This window comes from Tissierella pigra (genome assembly GCF_009695605.1).
Classification (GTDB): domain Bacteria; phylum Bacillota; class Clostridia; order Tissierellales; family Tissierellaceae; genus Tissierella; species Tissierella pigra.
In genome coordinates this window covers 98,593-120,037 of sequence record NZ_VUNQ01000003.1, presented here as the reverse complement: position 1 = coordinate 120,037, position 21,445 = coordinate 98,593, and the positions used below count along the sequence as shown (strand labels likewise).

Annotated in this window: 30 protein-coding genes; all 30 read left to right on the top strand. The window is 29.2% G+C overall.

Annotated elements, in window-relative coordinates; all coding sequences use genetic code 11:
• Window positions 1-12 precede the first annotated feature (12 nt).
• The 30 genes from hydF (at window position 13) to FYJ83_RS02625 (ending at window position 21,420) form a co-directional block, all read left to right on the top strand.
• Window positions 13-1,227: a [FeFe] hydrogenase H-cluster maturation GTPase HydF gene (gene hydF / locus FYJ83_RS02770; protein WP_154438812.1), complete on the top strand. Its 1,215-nt coding sequence runs from the start codon at window positions 13-15 to the stop codon at window positions 1,225-1,227.
• Between the two features lie 163 nt (window positions 1,228-1,390).
• Window positions 1,391-1,855, top strand: coding sequence for a pyridoxamine 5'-phosphate oxidase family protein (locus FYJ83_RS02765; protein ID WP_154438811.1), 465 nt, complete (start codon window positions 1,391-1,393; stop codon window positions 1,853-1,855).
• Window positions 1,856-2,013: 158 nt separating this feature from the next.
• Window positions 2,014-2,781, top strand: a complete 768-nt coding sequence (locus FYJ83_RS02760) for a nucleoside phosphorylase (RefSeq protein WP_154438810.1) — start codon at window positions 2,014-2,016, stop codon at window positions 2,779-2,781.
• 273 nt (window positions 2,782-3,054) lie between these two features.
• Window positions 3,055-3,912: a hypothetical protein gene (locus tag FYJ83_RS02755; protein ID WP_154438809.1), complete on the top strand. Its 858-nt coding sequence runs from the start codon at window positions 3,055-3,057 to the stop codon at window positions 3,910-3,912.
• Window positions 3,913-4,078: 166 nt separating this feature from the next.
• Window positions 4,079-4,408, top strand: coding sequence for an SHOCT domain-containing protein (locus FYJ83_RS02750; RefSeq protein ID WP_154438808.1), 330 nt, complete (start codon window positions 4,079-4,081; stop codon window positions 4,406-4,408).
• Window positions 4,409-4,490: 82 nt separating this feature from the next.
• Window positions 4,491-5,150 carry a hypothetical protein gene (locus FYJ83_RS02745; protein ID WP_154438807.1) on the top strand — a complete coding sequence of 220 codons (660 nt, stop codon included), beginning with the start codon at window positions 4,491-4,493 and terminating at the stop codon, window positions 5,148-5,150.
• 96 nt (window positions 5,151-5,246) lie between these two features.
• A complete protein-coding gene (locus FYJ83_RS02740) occupies window positions 5,247-5,507 on the top strand; it encodes a TfoX/Sxy family protein (protein ID WP_154438806.1) in 261 nt (86 codons plus the stop codon).
• Between the two features lie 172 nt (window positions 5,508-5,679).
• Window positions 5,680-6,195, top strand: coding sequence for a M55 family metallopeptidase (locus tag FYJ83_RS02735; protein ID WP_229768473.1), 516 nt, complete (start codon window positions 5,680-5,682; stop codon window positions 6,193-6,195).
• Window positions 6,196-6,263: 68 nt separating this feature from the next.
• A complete protein-coding gene (locus FYJ83_RS02730) occupies window positions 6,264-6,758 on the top strand; it encodes a GNAT family N-acetyltransferase (protein WP_154438804.1) in 495 nt (164 codons plus the stop codon).
• A gap of 62 nt (window positions 6,759-6,820) precedes the next feature.
• Window positions 6,821-7,450 (top strand): nucleotidyltransferase family protein, encoded by a 630-nt coding sequence (locus FYJ83_RS02725; protein ID WP_154438803.1) that lies wholly within the window; start codon window positions 6,821-6,823, stop codon window positions 7,448-7,450.
• A 79-nt stretch (window positions 7,451-7,529) separates the two neighbouring features.
• Window positions 7,530-8,540, top strand: coding sequence for a phosphotransferase (locus FYJ83_RS02720; protein ID WP_154438802.1), 1,011 nt, complete (start codon window positions 7,530-7,532; stop codon window positions 8,538-8,540).
• A 136-nt stretch (window positions 8,541-8,676) separates the two neighbouring features.
• The gene (locus FYJ83_RS02715) at window positions 8,677-9,099 is read left to right on the top strand and encodes a VOC family protein (RefSeq protein ID WP_154438801.1); all 423 of its coding nucleotides are present in this window, start codon (window positions 8,677-8,679) and stop codon (window positions 9,097-9,099) included.
• Between the two features lie 122 nt (window positions 9,100-9,221).
• The gene (locus FYJ83_RS02710; protein WP_195837902.1) at window positions 9,222-10,049 is read left to right on the top strand and encodes a PHP domain-containing protein; all 828 of its coding nucleotides are present in this window, start codon (window positions 9,222-9,224) and stop codon (window positions 10,047-10,049) included.
• Between the two features lie 198 nt (window positions 10,050-10,247).
• Complete coding sequence (locus FYJ83_RS02705; RefSeq protein WP_154438799.1) at window positions 10,248-10,715, top strand: HD domain-containing protein; 468 nt, start codon at window positions 10,248-10,250, stop codon at window positions 10,713-10,715.
• A gap of 34 nt (window positions 10,716-10,749) precedes the next feature.
• The gene (locus FYJ83_RS02700; protein WP_154438798.1) at window positions 10,750-11,298 is read left to right on the top strand and encodes an AAA family ATPase; all 549 of its coding nucleotides are present in this window, start codon (window positions 10,750-10,752) and stop codon (window positions 11,296-11,298) included.
• A gap of 4 nt (window positions 11,299-11,302) precedes the next feature.
• Entirely contained in the window at window positions 11,303-11,743 is a 441-nt protein-coding gene (locus FYJ83_RS02695; protein WP_154438797.1) for a GNAT family N-acetyltransferase, read from the top strand.
• Between the two features lie 254 nt (window positions 11,744-11,997).
• Entirely contained in the window at window positions 11,998-12,660 is a 663-nt protein-coding gene (locus FYJ83_RS02690) for a hypothetical protein (RefSeq protein ID WP_154438796.1), read from the top strand.
• Window positions 12,641-13,150 (top strand): GNAT family N-acetyltransferase, encoded by a 510-nt coding sequence (locus FYJ83_RS02685; protein ID WP_154438795.1) that lies wholly within the window; start codon window positions 12,641-12,643, stop codon window positions 13,148-13,150. The genes FYJ83_RS02690 and FYJ83_RS02685 overlap by 20 nt, the downstream gene beginning before the upstream one ends.
• Window positions 13,151-13,357: 207 nt before the next feature.
• Complete coding sequence (locus tag FYJ83_RS02680) at window positions 13,358-14,488, top strand: helix-turn-helix domain-containing protein (RefSeq protein ID WP_154438794.1); 1,131 nt, start codon at window positions 13,358-13,360, stop codon at window positions 14,486-14,488.
• A 36-nt stretch (window positions 14,489-14,524) separates the two neighbouring features.
• Window positions 14,525-15,031, top strand: coding sequence for a GNAT family N-acetyltransferase (locus FYJ83_RS02675; protein ID WP_154438793.1), 507 nt, complete (start codon window positions 14,525-14,527; stop codon window positions 15,029-15,031).
• A gap of 115 nt (window positions 15,032-15,146) precedes the next feature.
• Window positions 15,147-15,872, top strand: coding sequence for an HAD family hydrolase (locus tag FYJ83_RS02670; RefSeq protein WP_154438792.1), 726 nt, complete (start codon window positions 15,147-15,149; stop codon window positions 15,870-15,872).
• An 87-nt stretch (window positions 15,873-15,959) separates the two neighbouring features.
• Window positions 15,960-16,532, top strand: coding sequence for a flavodoxin family protein (locus FYJ83_RS02665; protein WP_154438791.1), 573 nt, complete (start codon window positions 15,960-15,962; stop codon window positions 16,530-16,532).
• Between the two features lie 278 nt (window positions 16,533-16,810).
• Window positions 16,811-17,275: an IS200/IS605 family transposase gene (gene tnpA / locus FYJ83_RS02660; protein ID WP_154438790.1), complete on the top strand. Its 465-nt coding sequence runs from the start codon at window positions 16,811-16,813 to the stop codon at window positions 17,273-17,275.
• A 255-nt stretch (window positions 17,276-17,530) separates the two neighbouring features.
• The gene (locus tag FYJ83_RS02655; RefSeq protein WP_154438789.1) at window positions 17,531-18,202 is read left to right on the top strand and encodes a class I SAM-dependent methyltransferase; all 672 of its coding nucleotides are present in this window, start codon (window positions 17,531-17,533) and stop codon (window positions 18,200-18,202) included.
• Between the two features lie 33 nt (window positions 18,203-18,235).
• Entirely contained in the window at window positions 18,236-18,505 is a 270-nt protein-coding gene (locus tag FYJ83_RS02650; protein ID WP_154438788.1) for a 2'-5' RNA ligase family protein, read from the top strand.
• A 202-nt stretch (window positions 18,506-18,707) separates the two neighbouring features.
• The gene (locus tag FYJ83_RS20420) at window positions 18,708-19,148 is read left to right on the top strand and encodes a J domain-containing protein (protein WP_326828283.1); all 441 of its coding nucleotides are present in this window, start codon (window positions 18,708-18,710) and stop codon (window positions 19,146-19,148) included.
• Window positions 19,149-19,227: 79 nt separating this feature from the next.
• Window positions 19,228-19,755, top strand: a complete 528-nt coding sequence (locus FYJ83_RS02640) for a GNAT family N-acetyltransferase (protein ID WP_154438787.1) — start codon at window positions 19,228-19,230, stop codon at window positions 19,753-19,755.
• An 89-nt stretch (window positions 19,756-19,844) separates the two neighbouring features.
• The gene (locus FYJ83_RS02635) at window positions 19,845-20,327 is read left to right on the top strand and encodes a GNAT family N-acetyltransferase (protein ID WP_195837901.1); all 483 of its coding nucleotides are present in this window, start codon (window positions 19,845-19,847) and stop codon (window positions 20,325-20,327) included.
• 152 nt (window positions 20,328-20,479) lie between these two features.
• Window positions 20,480-20,932: a GNAT family N-acetyltransferase gene (locus FYJ83_RS02630; RefSeq protein ID WP_154438785.1), complete on the top strand. Its 453-nt coding sequence runs from the start codon at window positions 20,480-20,482 to the stop codon at window positions 20,930-20,932.
• A gap of 38 nt (window positions 20,933-20,970) precedes the next feature.
• Window positions 20,971-21,420 carry an NUDIX domain-containing protein gene (locus FYJ83_RS02625; RefSeq protein WP_154438784.1) on the top strand — a complete coding sequence of 150 codons (450 nt, stop codon included), beginning with the start codon at window positions 20,971-20,973 and terminating at the stop codon, window positions 21,418-21,420.
• Window positions 21,421-21,445: the final 25 nt, after the last annotated feature.

Below are 21,445 nucleotides of genomic sequence, written 5' to 3'. Positions count from 1 at the left end.
AGGTGAAAGATTATGAAAACACCAAAGGCTAATAGAAAACATATAGGATTCTATGGAAAAAGAAATGCAGGAAAATCATCTATTATGAATGCTATTATAGGGCAGGAAATATCCTTAGTATCGGAAATCAAAGGTACTACAACAGATCCAGTATCTAAGGCAGTGGAGTTAATTCCATTTGGACCTGTGGTTTTTATAGATACAGGGGGAATAGATGATGAAGGTTGTCTTGGAGAACTGAGAGTAGAAAAAACCATAAAGACCCTAGAAAAAATAGATTTTGCTATATATGTAATAGAGATAGATGATATAGATAATAAGTATCATGAAAAATTTGTAGAGGAGTTCAAAAAGAGAGATATTCCCTATATTATAGTTGTCAATAAAATAGATACAGTTTTAGAGGAAAGATTGGAAGAAATTAAGAGAAAGTGGAATAGTGCTGTATTTATGTCTATAAAGGATAATGCCACAATATCTATTTTAAAGGATGAATTAATAAAAAGACTTGATGTAGAAAAGGAGGAGGAAACTTTAATAGGAGATATTATTTCCCATGGTGGAAAGGTAATAATGGTAGTCCCAATAGATGGGGAAGCACCAAAGGGAAGACTAATTTTACCTCAAGTTCAACTAATAAGAGATTGTTTAGACCATGGAATAAAATCCTATGTAGTAAGAGATACAGAATTGGTTTCAGCAATAGAGGATTTAAAGGATATAGACCTTGTAGTCACAGATTCTAAAATATTTAAAGAGGTAGATAAAATAGTGCCGAAAAGTATAAATCTAACTAGCTTTTCTATTATAATGGCTAGGCAAAAAGGAGATTTAAATACTTTCTTAAATGGAATAAGAACTGTTGAAAGGTTAAAAGAAAAGGAAGTACCTAAAGTTCTAATTATGGAAAGTTGTTCCCATAACACCTCTCATGAGGATATAGGAAAGGTGAAGATTCCCACACTGCTTACTAAGTATTTAGGTAAAAAAATAGACTTTAATTTTAGAATGGGAGAGGATTTCCCAAAGGATTTAGAAACCTATGATTTGGTAATACACTGTGGGTCTTGTATGTTAAATAAGAGGATCATGGAAAATAGGATAAAGATATGTAGTGACAAAGGAGTACCTATTACCAATTATGGAATCTTATTGGCATATTTGACTGGAATACTCAATAGAGCTGTAAAGGTATTTATAGACAACAGGAATAATGTCAGTCTTTAGGATAAAGAACAAGGCAGATGATGAGGTATATGCTTCATCATCTGCCTTGTTTTAATTTAGATGAAAATATTAGTTGAAAAAAGAAGGAATTTGGGAATTTATGCAGAATTAAATATGTTATAAGAATTTGCTGTATGAATAAAAATTTTAGGGGGACTTGAAAATGAATGCTTATGAAAAAGCTATGGAGGTCATGAAGGAATTATTTGCAGAGGATTGTCAGTTTTCAATGGCAACAGTAAAAGATAATGTGCCATCAGTTCGAGTTGTGGATACTTTCTATGAAGATAACTCATTTTATGTAGTCACATATTCAAAAACCCAAAAGGTTCAGGAATTAAAGAATAATAGCCCAGTTGCACTATGTAATGAGTTCTACCGATTTAGTGGAAATGGCTACAATATTGGACATCCATTGCTAACGGAAAATAAAGAGATTAGAGAAAAATTGATAAAGGTATTTGAGCCTTGGTATTTCGCACATAATAATGAGAATGATGAAGATATGTGTTATGTAAGAATTGAACTTAATGAAGGATTTTTCTATAAGGATGGAGTAGGATATAAAGTAAACTTTAAAACAAAAGAAGCAAAACAGTTTCCATTTGATATTGATCCTGTATTATGATTTTTAATGTTATATATATAGGTATGTGGAGCAAATCACCTAGATATGTTTAGGATTATAGCAAGTCCATGAATAATCAAAATAGTAATGAGAACTGAGGTAAATGAATATAATGGAGTATTTGAGAAAAGAAATAATAGTAAAAGGGAGGAAAAATCATGTTAAAAAAAGATTTTCCTATACTGGAGTTTGATTCTAGTCCAAGGGCTAAAATTGAGCCGTCTGAAGTTATAAAAAGACAAGATGTTCCTGAGTATTGTGTGATTACATTTTTTGGTGATGTTATTAAGAAAATGTTAGATGAAGGAAAATTAAAGGAAATTGCTAAATTTTATACAGCAACAGTTGTATTGCCTATATATGAAACAGAATTTAATGGCAAACCAATAGGAATAGTTCAAGGTTACTTGGGATCAGCGGGTTCTGGTGCACAACTGGAAGAACTAATAGCAATGGGATTTAAGAAGTTCATTGTATGTGGAGCAGCAGGCGTATTGAAGAAGAATATCCAAGTAGGACATTTGGTTGTTCCCTATTCAGCAGTTAGAGATGAAGGATTATCATATCACTATTTAGAACCATCTAGAGAAGTAGAATGCAACGAACAGGCTTTAAAATGTATTACAGATTATCTTGAAAATAATCAGATACCATTTATTAAAGCTAAAACATGGACTACAGATTCGTTTTATCGTGAAACAGAAGAGAAAATAGCATTGCGTGTTTCAGAAGGGTGTATAACTGTTGAAATGGAAGCAGCTGCATTTTTCGCAGTATCTAAATTTAGAAAGGTTATCTTAGGACAAATACTTCATGGTGGTGATGACTTAAGTGGAATTCAATGGGATTCCAGAAATTGGGTAAGGAGAGAAGATCTTAGAATTAATCTAGTAGACTTATCCATGGCCATTTGTTTAGAGTTGTAGTTTTTATATAAATTAAGGCTAAATTTGAATCAGGATAGTATGTTAAATAGGAAATAAATCCATTATTTGAACTTATGTAGAAGATGCTGGACATGAATTATGTACTACAGTATTTGAAAGAGACGAATTATATAAATGGCTATTTGAAAAATCAAAATAAAATAGAATCATGGGACAGAGTTTAGGGAATTATTGTTAAGAATATCGAGATGTTAGCGAATCACCTATATGAAAAAAAGTTAAGTGGCATATTATAAATGGAGAGTGGTGGTTATGAATGATTATAAGAACTCAAAGTGGGCATCGGATATAATTGATTTACAGAAGGATGATGGTTCCTGGGGATATTTTCATACTCTAAGTGAACCTTCGAAACAAAATCCAATAACAACTGAACAGGCCATAAGAAGATTGGAAATATTAGGTTATACAATAAATGACAGTCCCATAATAAAAGCAGTATCCTATATGCAAGATTGTTTAGCAGGGAAAAAAGAAATACCTGATCGAAAAGAAAAATTACATAATTGGAATATATTTACAACACTTATGTTATCAACTTGGATACGAAGATTTACAAAAGATGATAATAATGCAAATAATGTGGCTAGAAAATGGATTGATATAATAAGTCATGCCTTTGAGAAAGGAGTATATGACAATAATATTTATATAGAAACATACCAAAAAAAATATAAATTACCACCAAGAGGAGGGCGGTTGCTTGATTTATCAACTTTTTATCAAATTTCATTAATTGCTAACTCTCTTGAGGATGAAGTAGCAGTAGCATTATTTGATTATGTATTGCAACATCAATCTGGTATTTATTATATATATGATAAAAAGATATCTGTTTTGCCTGAACTTTTTAAATCGAAACAGGCCAGTAGATATATTGGAGCTATTGAACTATTGTCTAAGTATAAAAACCCAGGTTGTAAAAATAAGCTTGAATTTGTAGTAGAATGGTTAAACAATAACAAAGAACCAGAAGGTTTTTGGGACATGGGAACTACAGTAAAAGATGGAGTTAGATTTCCATTATCTGATTCATGGAGAAGCAAAGACTTACGAATTAAGGATTGCACATATAGGATATCAAATGTCATTAATAAAATAAAGGATTGATAGATAGGGACTTCAAAATATAACTACATTTAATATTTTATCAGTAGTTTTTAGCCATAATACAAATTATTAATGCTTATAATAATTCATGAAGTTATCACTGTATTGGCTACAAAAGTATGGACACTGAAAGTTTCAATAAAATTTTAGATAGGATGTGAATTGTTTGAAGAAAGTCAGAGTTAAACCTTCAAAATTTAGTTCTGCCATAGCAGGAGTAATAGGAATTATTTTTGTAATATTTGGTATTACTCAAATTTCAGTCATGGGGATATTTGGAGTAGTTTGGACATTAGGTGCTGCTGGAGTTACGGGGTATCATTTATATAATCTATTTAGTTCAAAAGGAGCTGGAGTATATGAAATTGATATACATGAGCAGCAAGAGGATTTTGATGCTAAACTCCGAAAGCTTGATAAATTATATCAAGATGGAATTATTTCGAAGGAAGAATATGAAATCAAGAAAGCTGAAATATTGAACTCAAAATGGTAATGATAGCAACATTTTTAATATTGTTATAATTTTTAAATACAAGTGAAATTATAAAATGTTTTATAGCTTAGGAGGAATAGACATGGACAATTTATCAGCTTATAAAGGTATAAATCAGTTTGGTAGAGCCTATGCAATTATGTTGGAAAATGATATTCATGGAAAAAATTCTGTAGATAGAGTTATTTTTGAAAATATGATTAGATTATGTGACGATACTAAAGAATATTTATATGGAGATTATACTAAAAAAGAAATTGAATATATTCTAGGTTCAAGAGCTGATTTGGAAAGTCTTGTATATAAACTTATTTCTGAAGTTACTTCAGTGGAAGATAAGATTATAAAGATTGTATCATTTTGTTCAAGATTATATGAAATAATTGAAAGTGATGATTTAGATGATATGATATTTGGAGGAACAGAAGAACATATTATAAAACGTGGTTCTAATTGGTGTACAGATATTTCTAGAGTAGCTTGTATTCTATATCAATTAATTGGATTACCATCACGTATAATACAACTATTTAATATTCATTACGCATATAGTGGACATACTTCAGATATTGATTTTAATCAATTTAGTGGGATCGCAATTTCAAATTATTATATAAATGACCACATAAACTATGATTACTCAGTAAGTGGTATTAATCAGTACTATAAAGGTATCCTAGAAATGAGTGATAAAGGCTGGCCAGGAGGAATAAGATGGCTTTATGGTGAGGATGGTGAGTAGTAATAATGGCTTAATGACCACATTGACAAGATTGGATAATGCAATTGAACTGATACTTTATGGAAACTTATTAAATTTGAATAGGAGGAATTATCCATGGGAGAGCTATCAACATTAATAAACATTGGAAACAAAGTTGAGCAACAATTAAATGAAGTTGGCATAGAAACCATTAATCAGTTGATTGAAACTGGTAGTAGGCAAGCTTGGCTGAGAATAAAGGAAATCGATGACTCTGCCTGTATAAATAGGTTATATGCTTTAGAAGGTGCAATACAAGGAATTCGATGGCATGATCTTTCAGAAGTTTCTAAGGAAGAGTTAAGGGAGTTTTTTAACACCTATAAAAAATTGTAGAAGTAATAATACCTGAATGGAAGATTAGGGCTAATATCATTAGTGGGTTAATTTGAATTTTCTTAATTCCAATTTACATGAAGAAAGAAAATATATGATAGGAGGTATGAAATGAAAAGACAACTTATTTTAATAGCAGACATGGAAGGTGCAAGTGGGATTTTTGAAAATAATGTTGAAGCAATACGTCATGGTTCAGGGCTTTGGAGAATTAGAGGCATATTTTCCCCATACAATTCAAACTCCACCGATAAAAGCATTACTTGTTAATGGAATACACATAGCTGAAATTGGACAGGCTGCACTGAGTTTTTGTGGAACAAAATACATTGCCAATATTGGATGTAATGCGTCACATAAAGAAGCAAGGGAAATTTCTAAAAATGTTACTTGTATCACAGTAAAGAACAAGGCAACAAGATGGGAACCACTACCACAGGAAACTTACGGAATCATAAAAAATAGTGTAATTGAAGCAATAAAATCTATAGATCAAAAAGATATAATTTCAATTAGTGAACCCTGCTATTTTTCTATGGAGTTGACAGAGGAATACTATTTTGAGCCGACAGAAATATTTCCATGGAAGGGTAACTTTACTGAAACTCTTGCTACATGGGAATCACCAAATATTGAAATTGGACTTGAACTTTTTAATTATGTTAGAAGCTTTATCAAAAGGAAATGAAAATAAGAAATAGAAATATCAAGGATGTTTAATATAAGAATATCTAAAATTATACTAGGAGGTTCATAATGAGTAATAGTTCAGAATTATCTATAGTAAAAAATAAAGCTGATGTAACGACATTTTGGAAATTATTTGATAGTTATATTGATGAATTATCTGTAAATGCTTCGTTAGGAGATGACTTCGACTTAGATTATTTTTATTCAGATGAATATAGAGATGCAATTGAGAAACTTAGAATAAGAGATAAAAATCCATTGAGAATACTTTTTATAAATAAAGAAGAAATTATCATTGGTTTTTTAATGTATGTTACCTATTTTGATGAAGAAGGAAAATGTTTTTTAATGGAATGCTATATCCAGCCAAATTACCGAAATTTAGGTTATGGAAAGTTAGCTTATTTAAAGGCCCAAAACCATATTAACGATGAAGGTGCTTTATATATTGAACTTACACCGACAAATGAGGCAAATGAAAGATTTTGGAGCAGTGTTGGATTTGAGAAATCAGAGGATATGGATGAGGATAACAAATACTATTATAGAAAATTACTTTAAAGATACCATTGAACGAAAAAGATATTAATTACTATTATTAAATAAAGAAGGAGTTTGTTTTAATGACTTTATTAAAGGACGCTGAAAAATTAATAGATATAATTGAAAATAATTTATATTTGCAAAAAATAATTTCAGTTTTATCTGAACTTAAGGCTGAAGATTTTTATATTGGTGCAGGAGCTATTACTCAAACTGTGTGGAATATACTAACTAATCGACCAGTTGATTATGGTATAGATGATATTGATATAGTTTATTATAATCCTAAAAATATAGAAGAAAAATATGAGAGAGAAGTTATGGAATACTTAAATCAAGAATTAGATGGATTTCCTTTTTGGTTAGATGTTAAGAATCAGGCTAGGGTTCATTTATGGTATAGGGATAAATTTGGATATAATATTGAACCATATAAATCCATAGAGGATGCAATAGATACTTGGCCAACAACAGCTACCTCCTTGGGAGTAAGAAAGTTATCTGAAAAAGACTGGGAAGTTTATGCACCTTTTGGACTGAAGGATATTTTTCATATGAAGATTGTTGCTAATAATAGACAAATAACAAAAGAGATTTATGATAAAAAAGTTAAGAAATGGATTCAAAAATGGCCTGAATTAGATATAGTACAATGGGATAATATGTTAATTCCATTTGCTGATAATAAAAAGATATATATAAGAAAGTAAAATGAGCATAATATAGCGTCTCAGATAGAGTTTATGTACTTAAAAAAGCTATACAAGGAATAAACTGGAGGACAAGGGAATGAATGCACAGTATAATATACAATTTGAAAAGTTATGCAATATATTAGGTTTGGGCCATATAATTGGTTCTCCTAAAGCAATAACAGGTGGACTTCTACACAGAATGTATTTTATTGAAACCACACAAGGAAAATATGTAGTTAAAGCACTAAATCCTCAAATAATGCTTAGACCTACGGCAACGAAAAACTTTATTAATTCAGAGCAAATTGCCAATATTGCATCAAATAATATACCCGCTCTTCCAGCAAAAAAAATTAATGGTATTTCCATGCAGGAAATAGATAATCAATTCTATCTTGTTTTCGATTGGATAGAAGGGAAAAGTTTGAAACCTAATGAAATCAGAATAGTTCATTGTGAAAGAATAGGTACTATTATTGCTGATATACATATGACGAATTTTTCTGAATTGGGAATAGCTAATGATTGGTCTGGTAATGGAGAGTTAGTAGATTGGAATTATTATTTGAAAAGGGGGCAAGAGAATAACGCAGAATGGGCTAGTCAACTGCAAGAAATTTCTGATAATCTCTATGACTGGAATGACTTGGCAAACAAATCAGCAATGTTACTTTCGGCAGATATGGTTATTAGCCATAGGGATTTAGACCCCAAGAATGTTATGTGGAGTCAAGATAATCCTATTGTTATTGACTGGGAAGCAGCAGGATATATAAATCCTATGCAGGAATTGGTTGAAACGGCCATCTATTGGGCTGAAGATGAAATAGGAAATATTCACAAGGAAAAGTTTATGGCATTTATAGACGGATATAAAAAGAGATATGGAATATTAAAAGCAAATTGGAAAACGGTTTTGATAAATGGATTTTTAGGAAAACTTGGATGGTTGGAATATAATTTAAGGCGGTCCTTATGGATTGAATGTACAGATATGGAAGAACAGCAGATAGGGACTGACCAAGTAATGGGAACAATTAAGGTCATTAGATATTATGCAGATATGATGCCTGAATTAGAAAAGTGGTTAAATGATGAAATTTAGTAGAGGAGGTCAAGATATTAAGGGATAACTAGTATAGTTGTGAGAATCCATTGCTCTACTAGGTCAGAGAGATAACGTTACAGGATGAATGTATTTTTATATAATGCAATTAAAATAAATAGGAGGCGTTAATAACATGATCCAATCAATAGTGCATATAGCCTTAGTTGTTAGAGATTATGATGAGGCAATAGAGTTTTATACTAAGAAGTTAAACTTTACATTGGTTGAAGATACTTATCAGCCAGAACAAGATAAGAGATGGGTAGTTGTGTCTCCTCCAGGTTCAGTTGGGACAACAATATTACTGGCAAAAGCATCAAAACCTGAACAAGAGTTGTTTGTTGGAAATCAGACAGGAGGAAGGGTATTTTTATTTTTGAATACAGATGATTTTTGGAGAGATTATAATGAAATGATGGCAAAAGGGATTGAATTTGTAAGAGAACCTAAAGAAGCTCCATATGGAACCGTTGCTGTTTTTAAAGATCTATACGGTAACTTATGGGATTTGTTAGAGCTAAACGAAGATCATCCAATTGCCAAACGAATGAAGTAAAACTTTTAAATATTTATATTGAGTAGGAAGGAATTTATTGTTTAGGAAAATTTATAGATCTGAGTTTTCATAGTAAATGTTATTCAGCCAGTAAAATATAAATAGAAAAGGAGATGAATAATATGATTGAAAGGGATTATCGGGTTGATATGCATATTCATACTACAGCCTCAGATGGAACATGGACTGTTGAGGAATTATTAGAACTTATTATAAAGAACGATATAAAATTATTTTCCATTACAGATCATGACACTATCCAGAACAGTGTAGAGATGTTATATATTATTCCAAAAGATATTTATTATGTTATTGGTGTAGAAATTTCATGTACATATAATGGGGAAGAATATCATATAACTGCATACGATTTTGACTATGAAGATAGAAAATTAAATGAGTTACTGGAGTTTAATCAAAAGCAGAGAATGGAATTCAATACTAGAGTTATCCAATATACAAAAAAGATAAATAAAATAAAAGATATTGAAGACTACTACTCCTATGAGTACAATAGGAGTAAAGGTGGGTGGGAATCATTAAATTACCTATTAGATAAGAATATAGTTAGTAATCTTAAAGATTATTTTGAAATAATAAAATCAAGTAATGAAAAATTATATTTTAAGAATCCAAAAGAAATAATCAAAATAATTAGGGATGCAGGAGGACATTCATTCTTGGCTCATCCTAGTGCATATCAAGGAGGAGAAAAGCTGTCTTTAGAAGTCTTGGAGGAATGGAAGGACTATGGAATTTCAGGTATTGAATGCTATTCTCCATATTTAAAAAACATACAAGATGCAAATTATTATATAAAGTTTTGTGAAGAAAATAATTTGATGATTTCAGCAGGTTCAGACTGTCATGGTGAATTTAATAATAGGACTTTAGGTATTCCAAAAGTTAATATAGATAAAATAAATATGGATTTTATTAAAAATATATAAAAGTTCTGTATTTTAAGTTTAGGAGAGTTTAGAATTCCAACTTAGAATCTAAAATGAGAATGGATATAGATATTAACCATTCTCATTTTATTTTTTAAAATATATACTAAAAGAGAGGTACTAAGAAAGTTTTGTAGAATATAGTTAAGATAGATTATTATTGAAATTAAATAAAGCCAATAATCGAAGGAGGAGCTTATGAATAGATTAGAAGAAGTTCGTAAAGTTGTAGATAAAATATTAATGGAACAATTGGATTTAGAGGAAAGGCGTTGTGGTTATGTTCATTTATATGGTGTAGCTGATATTTGCAGTTTACTTGCATTAAAAAGAGGCTTGGATGTTGAATTATGTTCAGTGGCAGGAATGCTTCATGACATTTGGACTTATAAAACCGGATGTAGTATAGACCATGGAAAATTAGGCTCTATTGAAGCAAGAAAAATTTTAAATGATATTAATATATTTAGTGAAGAAGAAATTGATATTATTTGTAGTTCGATATTTACACATAGTAATAAACAAGATATAGATAATGATTATTGTGAGTTACTTAAAGATGCTGATGTACTTCAGCATTATTTATATAATACTAATCTTCCAATTATTGAAAAAGAGAAGGATAGGTTGAATATTTTATTTAAAGAATTAGGTCTTAGTCTATAGTTAACCTAGATTATGTAATGGCGAAGGAGGAAAAATGAATAATCTATATATTATAACTGGTCCAGCAGGTGTAGGAAAATCAACAATTTCTAGAATCATAGCCAAAAGAAAAGAAAAATCAGCGTTAATAGAAGGAGATGATATTTATCATTTAGTATGTGGTGGCTATGTGAAGCCATGGCTTGAAGGCAATCATTTAGAAATATTTTGGGAGAATTGTATAGACTTAATTGAGAATTTTTTAGACAGAAAATATGATGTAGTTTTTAACTATATATGTACTCCTAAAGATATAGAGTATATAAAAGATAAATTTCAAAACACAAAGATAAAATTATCTGTTTTAATGGCTAATGAAGAAACTTTAATGAGACGTGATAAAATGCGGAAATTAGATTGCCAAATGGGAGAACGTTCTATTGTATTATTAAATGAGTTTAAGGAAATGAATTATACTAGGACATACTATCTTGATACAACTTTACTAGATGCAGAGGAAATAGCAGATGAAATAATGGGAAATGATAAATTCAATATTGAGTTAGAAGCTATAGAACTTGTAGATAATATGGAGATGAAATAAAGTAATGAATATACTTTTCAAAGATATTAACAAAACTAATGAAGATATGGTCAGAAATATAAAATTAAATCCTAATCAAGAGGGATTTATTGAAACTGTAGAAGAATGTTTGAGAGAAGCTAATGAATATAAGGAATGGTGTCCAGTGGCTATTTACAATGATGATGAGGTTATTGGATTTGCCATGTATGGATCTTTTGGGCCTAATAGAGATACTTGGATTGATAGGATAATGATAGATAGAAAGTATCAAGGTAAGGGGTATGGAAAAACAGCGATGTTAAATCTTATAGAAATAGTTTCAAAAAAATACGGAGTAAATACTGTATATTTAAGTATAATTGAAGAAAATAGAATAGCATATGAATTATATAAAAGTATTGGATTTGAATATATAAATGAAAAAGATATAAATGGTGAACTTATATTTAAGTATACAATATAAATTGACTGGTCTTACTAACTGAAATTTATAATTATATAAACTTTCAAGAGAGATTTTAATATAGATATTGAAATCTCTTTTTTCATTAGATTTGTATTTGATTTACAATTTTTTAGAAAAGATTTATAAGAAATAGAGGAATATAGGATAATTTATCGAATATTTAATATAGTGGAAATTAAAGTAATTAGTTCCTTAATATTGTAGATACAACTAATAATTCTTTATCCTAGTGATAAGGAGGTATAAAACAAATGGCATCAAGAATTATACACTTAGCTATCTCAGAAATAGTATCAGAGCATTTTAGTTTAGATTTTATGAGATTTAATTTAGGTAACCTATTGCCAGATTTACATGAAAATACTAAAGAGGCAAAGGATATCTCTCATTTTAGAATTGAAAGAGAACCTTATGAGGATTCCGAGGACTTTAATTATCAGTATTATGATTATAATAAGTTCTTACAGAAGTATAAAGATAAAATATATGATGATTTGTATCTTGGATATTATTGTCACTTAATTGCAGATGAATTGTGGATACAGAATATATACATCAAATATATGCGTGATGAGAATAGGAAAAAAAGAATATATCAGCAAGATAATTACTATCATGATTATAGTAGATTAAATCAAATAATAAGAGACAAGTATAACCTAAAAATGAATGTTGTATTTGAAGACGTTGAAATATTAGAAATCCATTCTAAAAAAATATCAGAGCTTAAATCCGAGTTGGAGTATGATTTTAATACAAGATATGATGACTTAGATTTATTATTATTTGATTATGATGATATTAGAATTTATATAGAGGAAACCAGTTCTATAATTATTAAAGATTTAGAACAAAAGAATCTAAGATATAGCAAAGGAGAAAGAGGGAAGGATTATGGTAAGCATGATGAATAAATTCATATTAGAAACAGTTAAGGAGGACTTATTTGAAAAAGTGCTTAAAATTTATAATACAAATCAAGAATACTTCCAGATTTCCATGAATAATAAACCTTCAATGGAATCTGTTATTGAGGATAAAAATGGGACACCTCCGGACTCATGTTTGGAGAATAAAAGCTATAAACTAATAAAATTAAATGGTGTGGATATTGGTGTGATAGACTATATAGTCAATTATCCAGACGAAGATACAATATATATAGGATTATTTATGGTTGACGGAAATTTTCATAGAAATGGATATGGAAGAGAGTTTATAGAAGAATTTATAACAAATATAGAAAACCAAGGATTTAATAGAATCAGATTAGGTGTTTTAAATGAAAATAGAAAAGCATTCGAGTTTTGGATAAGTTTGGGGTTTAAGGTTGTAAAAGAGGTTACTAGTACAATCCATCCTGAAAGAAATTGGAAAATTAAAGTTATGGAAAGAAGGATTTAAGTAGTGAAAAGATAGTTATAGGTAAGACGGGATTGTAGGGGAGAAGAAAATTAAGTTAGAAAATTAGAGACAATACCAGATAATTTCAAGATGATATTTCAACCTGGAGGAGAATTTATTCCACAATGAAGTTATTGTTCTTAATTAGCTAAGCTTATAAAATATAAATAGAAGCTTGACTATAAAATATGAATTGAGGGATTTTATATGAATACTGTTAAGTTAACAATAGCTGAACTAAGAAAAAATAAAGGAGTAACTCAATCTGAGTTAGCAGATTTTCTAGGGGTATCATTTCAATCAATAAGTAAATGGGAGAATGGTATAACTATGCCTGATATATTATTGTTACCAAAGATTTCAGAGTATTTTAAGGTATCGATTGATGAAATTCTCGGATTAAAGCCACTAAAAAATAGAGAATACAAGTCAAGAAGAACTGATAGTAAAGAACATTGGAATAAGCAACTTAATTATTTAAAAAATTCTAGAGTAGAGTTTTGGAATTATGATTATCTGGAGTTTCTAGTAAAAAATGTATGGAATATAACTAAACCTATAAAGATTATAGATTTTGGATGTGGTTATGGATATTTGGGAATGATGTTGCTTCCAATCTTGCCAACTGGAAGTGTATATACAGGTATTGATATAAGTGATGAACTTATAGATGAAGCAAAGCTATTTTTTAAAGATAGTGATTATTCAGTGGAGTTTATTAAAAGCGATATAAATACATTTGATGTTAAAGAAAAGTATGATATGGCAATTTGCCAAGCATTACTAAGACATTTACCTAATCCAAAAGATATTTTAAAGAAAATGATCGATTCTGTTTCATGTGGTGGACTAGTAGTATGTATTGAAGTGAATAGGGAATTTGAAAATACAGGGTTGTATATTCATGGAATGGATTATAGCTTAGGCAATAAAACCTCCACCATGCAAAAGTTATGGAAAATTGAACTTGAATTAGAAGGAAGGGATTATTCAATAGGCATGAAAATACCCTTCTATATGCAGGAATATGGTTTGAAAAATATAGATGTTCGATTAAATGATAAGGTCAATTTTATTAATCCATATGGAAATAAAGATAGATATAACAAATTAATTGATTCTTTAATCAAAGCAAATAATTGGGATATAGAATTATCTGATGATAGGAAAGAGAATATCATTAAATTATTTATGAATAGGGGGCTAACAAGATCAGAAGCAGAAATATACATTCAATCAGAGCTGGGAATCAGAAACTATTTTATGGATAATCTTGAGAATGCTTTAGCATTAAGGACACTTTGCTTATTAATTTCTTATGGAACTAAAGGACAATAATGATAAAGAATAGTAAGAGGATAGGAGATAGAAAGTATGAATATTTATATTAAAGAAATATCCAATGATTTATTTTTAATTACTTCAAAGATGATTACGGACCTAATGAATTACCATAGAGAACTGAATAATGCACCAAGGGAATATTGGCAAACTGATGAACAGTCACAAGAAACTCTTAGATATTGGATAGAAGAGGGTATAGTGTACAATATATTTTTAGACAATGAGCCTGTAGGTTTCTTTTATATTAAATTTGGTGGACAAGATGTGGCATGGTTACAGGATTTATTTATAATAGAACAATATAGAAATAAAGGAATTGGAAAATATGCCATGCAAAAATTAGACGAATTAATGGTTGAAAAGAAAGTAGTAGCTTTATTTGTAGATGTTATACCAAGAAATACAGGAGCAATAAAGCTATATAGTGATTTTGGCTTCGATCATTTAAATTTAATCCAGCTGAGAAAGAATTATGATAAAAATTTGGACAAAGATGAAGATATAGAAATACTAGGATTTAATTTTAAGAAGTATTAGTATCATGCTAGATAAAAGATATAAAAATTAAAGAAGTCAATGAATTTTTCAACAAATTAAGTATGTAAATCAAGGGAAATCAGATTGAATAGTACCATTTTGGAGGGAATTAATTATGATAAAGAATTCAAAGGTAGTTTTCTTTGATATGGGTAATACATTATTACATTTTCATTTTGGAAAAACTGATGATGAAAAGGATACTATTGGAATAAAGTATCTTACAGAATTCCTTAAGCAATATAATTGTAAAATTGAGTTTGATGATGTAAAAAAGAATTTCTTTGATGTATGGAAGAAAGTTATGCCCTTAAGAAAAATTAATCATACAGAATATGAAGTAGAATACTATTTAAATAGTTTTTTAAAAAAGTATAATGTATATTTGGATTTAGATATATGTATAAAAGCAATGGATACATTTTATACAGAATATCGAAATAATATATGGATTGAAGAAAATATTCATAGAACATTAGAAAGCATTAAAGAAAAGGGATATAGAATTGGAGTTATTTCAAATTCAAGCCTTTATGATGAAGTTATGATTAATTGCTTTGAGAAGGTTCAATTAGCAAAATATATAGATATATTTACCTTTAGTTATTATTTGAAAATATGCAAACCTAAAGAACAAATATTTGAAATTGCCATGGATAGGATGAAAGTTAGTCCAGAAGAAGCCATAATGATAGGAGATAATCTTAAAAATGATATTGAACCAGCACAGAAAGTAGGTTTAACTGGAATATGGTTCAATAGGGATTTGACTATAAATAATACTTATATTAAACCCGATAATGAAATACTTAAGTTAGAAGACTTGATAGAGTTATTGTAACAATTTTAGAACATCATATAAAATCAAATAATATCTTAAGTAACAATTACCTTAAAGACAATGGTTAGATAAAAGGAGATAATGAAGATGAAATTTTGTGTGTTAATGGGAAGTCCTAGACAAAATGGAAATACAGTTGAATTATTAAAACCATTTTTAGAAGAGTTAAAAGAATATACAGTTGATGTTTCGTATATACCTTTGGCAGAAAAAAACATTTTGCCATGTATAGGGTGTTATGCTTGTCAAGAGGTCAATGGTAGCTATGGATGTGTGCAGAATGATGATGTATTAGAAATCATGGAGGAAATAATTTCTTCTGATTGCATTGTATTGGCCACACCAATATATTCATGGTATTGCACAGCACCAATGAAAGCTTTACTAGATCGTCATTTTGGACTTAATAAATTTTATAGAAGTGCCAAGGGTTCTTTATGGGAAGGTAAAAAGTTAGCCATAATTACAACACATGGATATGATGTAGAATATGGTGCAGGTCCTTTTGAAACTGGAATTAAAAGATTATGTGAACATTCCAATTTAAATTACATAGGTATGTATTCAGTAAGGGATGAGGATGATATAGTATCATTTCAGACTAGAGATGCAATAAATGGAGCTAGAGCATTTGCTAGAAAGCTACTTGTAATGAAATAAGGAGGATTGAATATGATTAGAGTTATGAACAACGGAATATTGATGAAATCATTAGGATATATACATTGGAATACAAGGAATTGGCGAATAGAATCATATCTAATATATGAAATAAAGCATTAGATTGAAAAAATCAGATGCTTTATTTGTTTCTGAATACCACCCGCTAAGCGGGTGGTTCCAAAGAGCTTTTAGCGGTGAACAGAAAATAATAAACCTCCTTTGATATAATAAAGTTAGGTCTGACCAACCAAACTTAATCAAAGGAGGCATCCATAATGGATAATAATAGTTTATCACATACCAAATGGGATTGTAAATATCACATAGTTTTTGCACCAAAGTATAGAAGACAAATAATCTATGGGAAAATAAAAACAGATATCGGAAAGATATTAAGACAGTTATGTGAATATAAAGGAGTAGAAATAATAGAAGCAGAGGCATGTAAAGACCATATACACATGCTAGTAACTATTCCACCAAAACTTAGTGTATCAAGTTTTATGGGATATTTGAAAGGAAAAAGTAGTTTAATGATATTTGATAGACATGCCAATTTAAAATATAAATATGGAAATAGACATTTCTGGTGTAAAGGATATTATGTGAGTACAGTAGGTAGAAATAAAAAGGTAATAGAAGAGTATATAAAGAAACAATTACAAGAGGATATAGCATATGACCAATTAAGCATGAAAGAGTTTGTAGACCCATTCACTGGGGAAAAAATAAAAAACTAGATACAAGAAAAACCCCTTTAGGGGTTGCTTGAGAAAACAAAGCGGTTGGCAGACCTTTCAATGTGTCTTGAGACACAGCAAGTACCATGCCCTTATAGGGCTAGAGCAAACCACCCGTTTTACGGGTGGTCATGATTTATAAAAAGAAGGAATATTGAAATATTTATAGAATAATTAATGGCTAAGAAAATTTAATTTTAAAAGTTAAATTGGAGTTATAATTAATTTTAAGAAATTTGATATGAGGTGATTATTTTGAATATTATAAAAGATAAATGGAATGGTGAAAGACTTGCTATAGAAAATATAGCTGGAGAGTATCAAATATCTTTATCAAATATGATTAAGAATTCTATAAGTATATTTAATAAAAAGAAATATAAGAAAATACTTGATTTAGGCTGTGGAACTGGAAGAAACTCTCTATTTTTTGCTCAGTATGGATTTGAAATATTTTCCTCAGATATTGCTACTGAGTCAACAGACATATTAAAAAACAAGCTACATAGTAAGAATGTATCCAATGTACATATTTATAATTTTAGTTTTAAAGATATTTTATTTGAAGATAATTTTTTTGATGTAGTTATTTGTACATCAGTATTACATCATGGGAAGTTTAAGGATATTGAAAGGGGAGTATCGGAAATATATAGAGTGTTAAAACCAGATGGTTGTTTAATTTGTGATATGTTATCAAAGGATGACTTATCATATGGTTTAGGAGAATTTATAGAAGAAAATACTTTTATTGGATCTAGAGAGGGAGAAGAAGGGGTTCTTCACCATTATACTGATTTAAAAGAGTTAGAGAAGTTGTTTAGAAGATTTAATGAAATGAACACTTATAAAAATGAGTATATCATTGATATGTTAAATGGTAAAGAATATTGTTCAAGGGTGTTTGATATTGTTGCATTTAAGTAGGATATATTGATTTGATATATGAGGGCAGATAAATTGGTAAAGAATTATGTATTATATTTTTACTATCATAAAAAACTTTATACAGGTATATTGGAGCCTTATTTACCACAGTGGTTGAGAAGAGGGGGATACCATCCTCATATGACAGTAGGAAAAATCAACAGTGGGGACGATTATGAAGTAGCGATTCTTAAGGTAAAGGATATAAATCATACTTTTGAGACTATTGTAGATAAAGTTACCATAGAGATTATGGATGAGAATCAGGATTCAATAATAGAGATGGCAATAGAATTGAAGTAACCTATGTCGAGTTGCTATAATGCTATTGGATTCAGATAAAGAAATATATATAAATTTGATACTAGATGTTATGGAGAATAGTATTATATATAATTTTAACTCTAATTTTAGAATTAGATTATAAGTGAAGATTAATGTTTTTTATGAAGGGAGATGAGGTTTTAGTAGTATTATTTAAAAGCTAAATAAGGAAGTGGTTTATATGGATGTGGGGAAGTTGAAACGTAAGCTAAGACAATTGAAAAAGATTGAAGATAAAATTCGTTTTGAGTACGTTGGGAAGGAGTTTTCTAAAAAATATGTATGGGATGAATATTTTTCAACAAAATTAGTTGATGATGTGACGGTTAAGTATCCTATTTCTAAACTACTTAATTTTCATAAGCAAGAATTGAAGGAGATTTTTGAAGAATACTTTTACAGCGTATATTTTCGAAAGTACAAAGATATGGGACTAGACTTTGATGAAATTCAAGATCCCAGCGTCTTAGATTATTTTGGATTATCTCCAGGAGCTTCTGTTGATGATATAAAGAAGAAGTTCAGAGAGTTAGCTAAAAAACATCATCCAGACCATGGGGGCAGTAGCGAGAAAATGATTGAAGTGTTAGATACCTACAATAGATTAATAAATAAGGATTAACTCTATTTAGATTAACTATTTAAGAGAAAACAACAAATTATTAAGCAATAGACTATATATAAATTGGAGAGGTGATAAAATGACCGATATAAAACTGATAATTCCCTCACAGGAACATGAAAAAGAAGCATTTGAATTTATGAAAGAATTCTCAGAATATAATTCGAAAACCTATGGAACAGGTGGATTATATAGATATGATAATTATGGTGAATGGTTGCTAAAACTTGAAGAAGATTTGGATTTACCAAATATCCCAGAAGAAAAAGTACCTGCAAGTACTTATTTTCTTATTAGAGAATCAGACAATAAAATTATTGGAATGATTAATATACGACATAAATTAAATGAGTTTCTTTTAAATGAAGGAGGTCATATAGGTTATTCTATTAGACCTACAGAAAGAAAAAAGGGATATGGAACTATAATGTTAAAATTAGCTTTACAGAAATGTAGAGAGTTAAATCTAGATAGAGTATTAATTACATGTGATAAAATTAATATTGCATCAGCTAAAGTTATTCAAAATAATAATGGAATGTTAGAGAATGAAATGTTTAGTGAAACTTTTTCTGAGGTTATTCAGAGATATTGGATTGATTTATAAGTCAAGTAACCAAGATGATTAATGTTAATTTAGTTGAAGCAATTAATTAAATTAAATCATATAAATAATATTGATAGGAGGATTTGATGATGAACTATAGAAAAATTGAACTTGATGGAGATTATACTGATAAAAAATTAGAGTCACTTTTAATACAAGTTGCAAAATGGCATAACCTAACACCAAAGTTATGGAGACCAGATCATAAAGCGTCGGCGACAGATATAGAAGAAACTATACAAAGAATTTTAGATACAAAAAAAGAAGATTTATTCCTTGCCATTGCAGAAGACCATAATGAGAAAGTACAGGGATTTATATGGGCATATAAGCAAGAAGAACCTAAAGATACTGTTATGATTTTATCTTTATATGTTACAGAAAATTATAGAGGACATGGAGTAGCCACAAATCTAAAAACACTATTGGAGAAATGGTGCAGAAGTGAAGGTATTAAAGCAATACAAACAACAGTGCATTACAACAATAGCAATATGTTAGCACTAAACCAAAAACTTGGATATGCTCCAGGGATGGTATATATGACTAAACCACTAATACAAAATGACTAATAGTAAATATTCTATTCTTATTCTTGCTACTTTTTAAGAGAGTTAAGAGATGATGGATAAGTGTTATAAAATAAGTTGAGCATAAAAATGTAAGTAGTGGGTAGAAAAGGTGAAGAAATAATATATATTTGTATTAGATATGGAGGCAAGATATGAACATAAGATTTAAAAATGCAACAGATATTGATATTGATAAAGTATTTGAGTTAAATAAAAAACTTGTTGAAAAATATGAAACTAATTTGAATCTTGATTTTAAAAAAATCTTTATCTGGATTAGGAACAAGATAGAAAAGAATATAGAAAATTATCAATGTATTTACTTTGAAGATATTAAAGTAGGTTATTATTACTTGCATGATGAAGAAGGGAAGCTTGAACTTGACGATTTTTTTATCTTTGATGAATTTCAAGGAAAAGGCATTGGAACAAAGGTTTTGAACCATATTGATTTAATTGCAAAGGAAAAAAATAAAGATATATTTTTATATGTATTTATAAATAACCAAGGTGCTATTAACTTATATCGCAGAAATGGATATAAAGTTGTAAAAAATATTGCTGATAGCAGATATATAATGAGTAAGGAAGTATGTGATTATTAAATATGTATTATATCTAAGTTTTCATGGAGGTTTATGTAATGGATAATAATTTATTTCAGATAAGAGTTACAGGCGTGTTAATAGAAGATGGAAAGATATTATTGGTTAATCAAAAAGTATCATCTACTAGGTCATGGTCTTTGCCAGGAGGAAGACTTGAGCAAGGAGAAACAATTGAAGAAGGTATAGTTAGAGAATTATATGAAGAAACAGGATTAAATGTAAAAATAATTAAATTGTTATATATTTGTGAAAAAGCTGACTCAACACCTCCATTACTACATATTACTTTTATGCTTGAAAGAGTTTATGGAGAAATCAAACTTCCTACAAATGAGTATGATAAAAACCCTATTCATGATGTAAGGTTTATTGATATAGATGATTTGACTAACTATGGTTTTTCTGAACTATTTCAAGATATTATTAAAAGGGGATTTCCTAATGCAGGTAATTACATGGGAGAAAAATCTGCAATTGGATTATAGATTGGTATATGTAGATGTGTAGTAT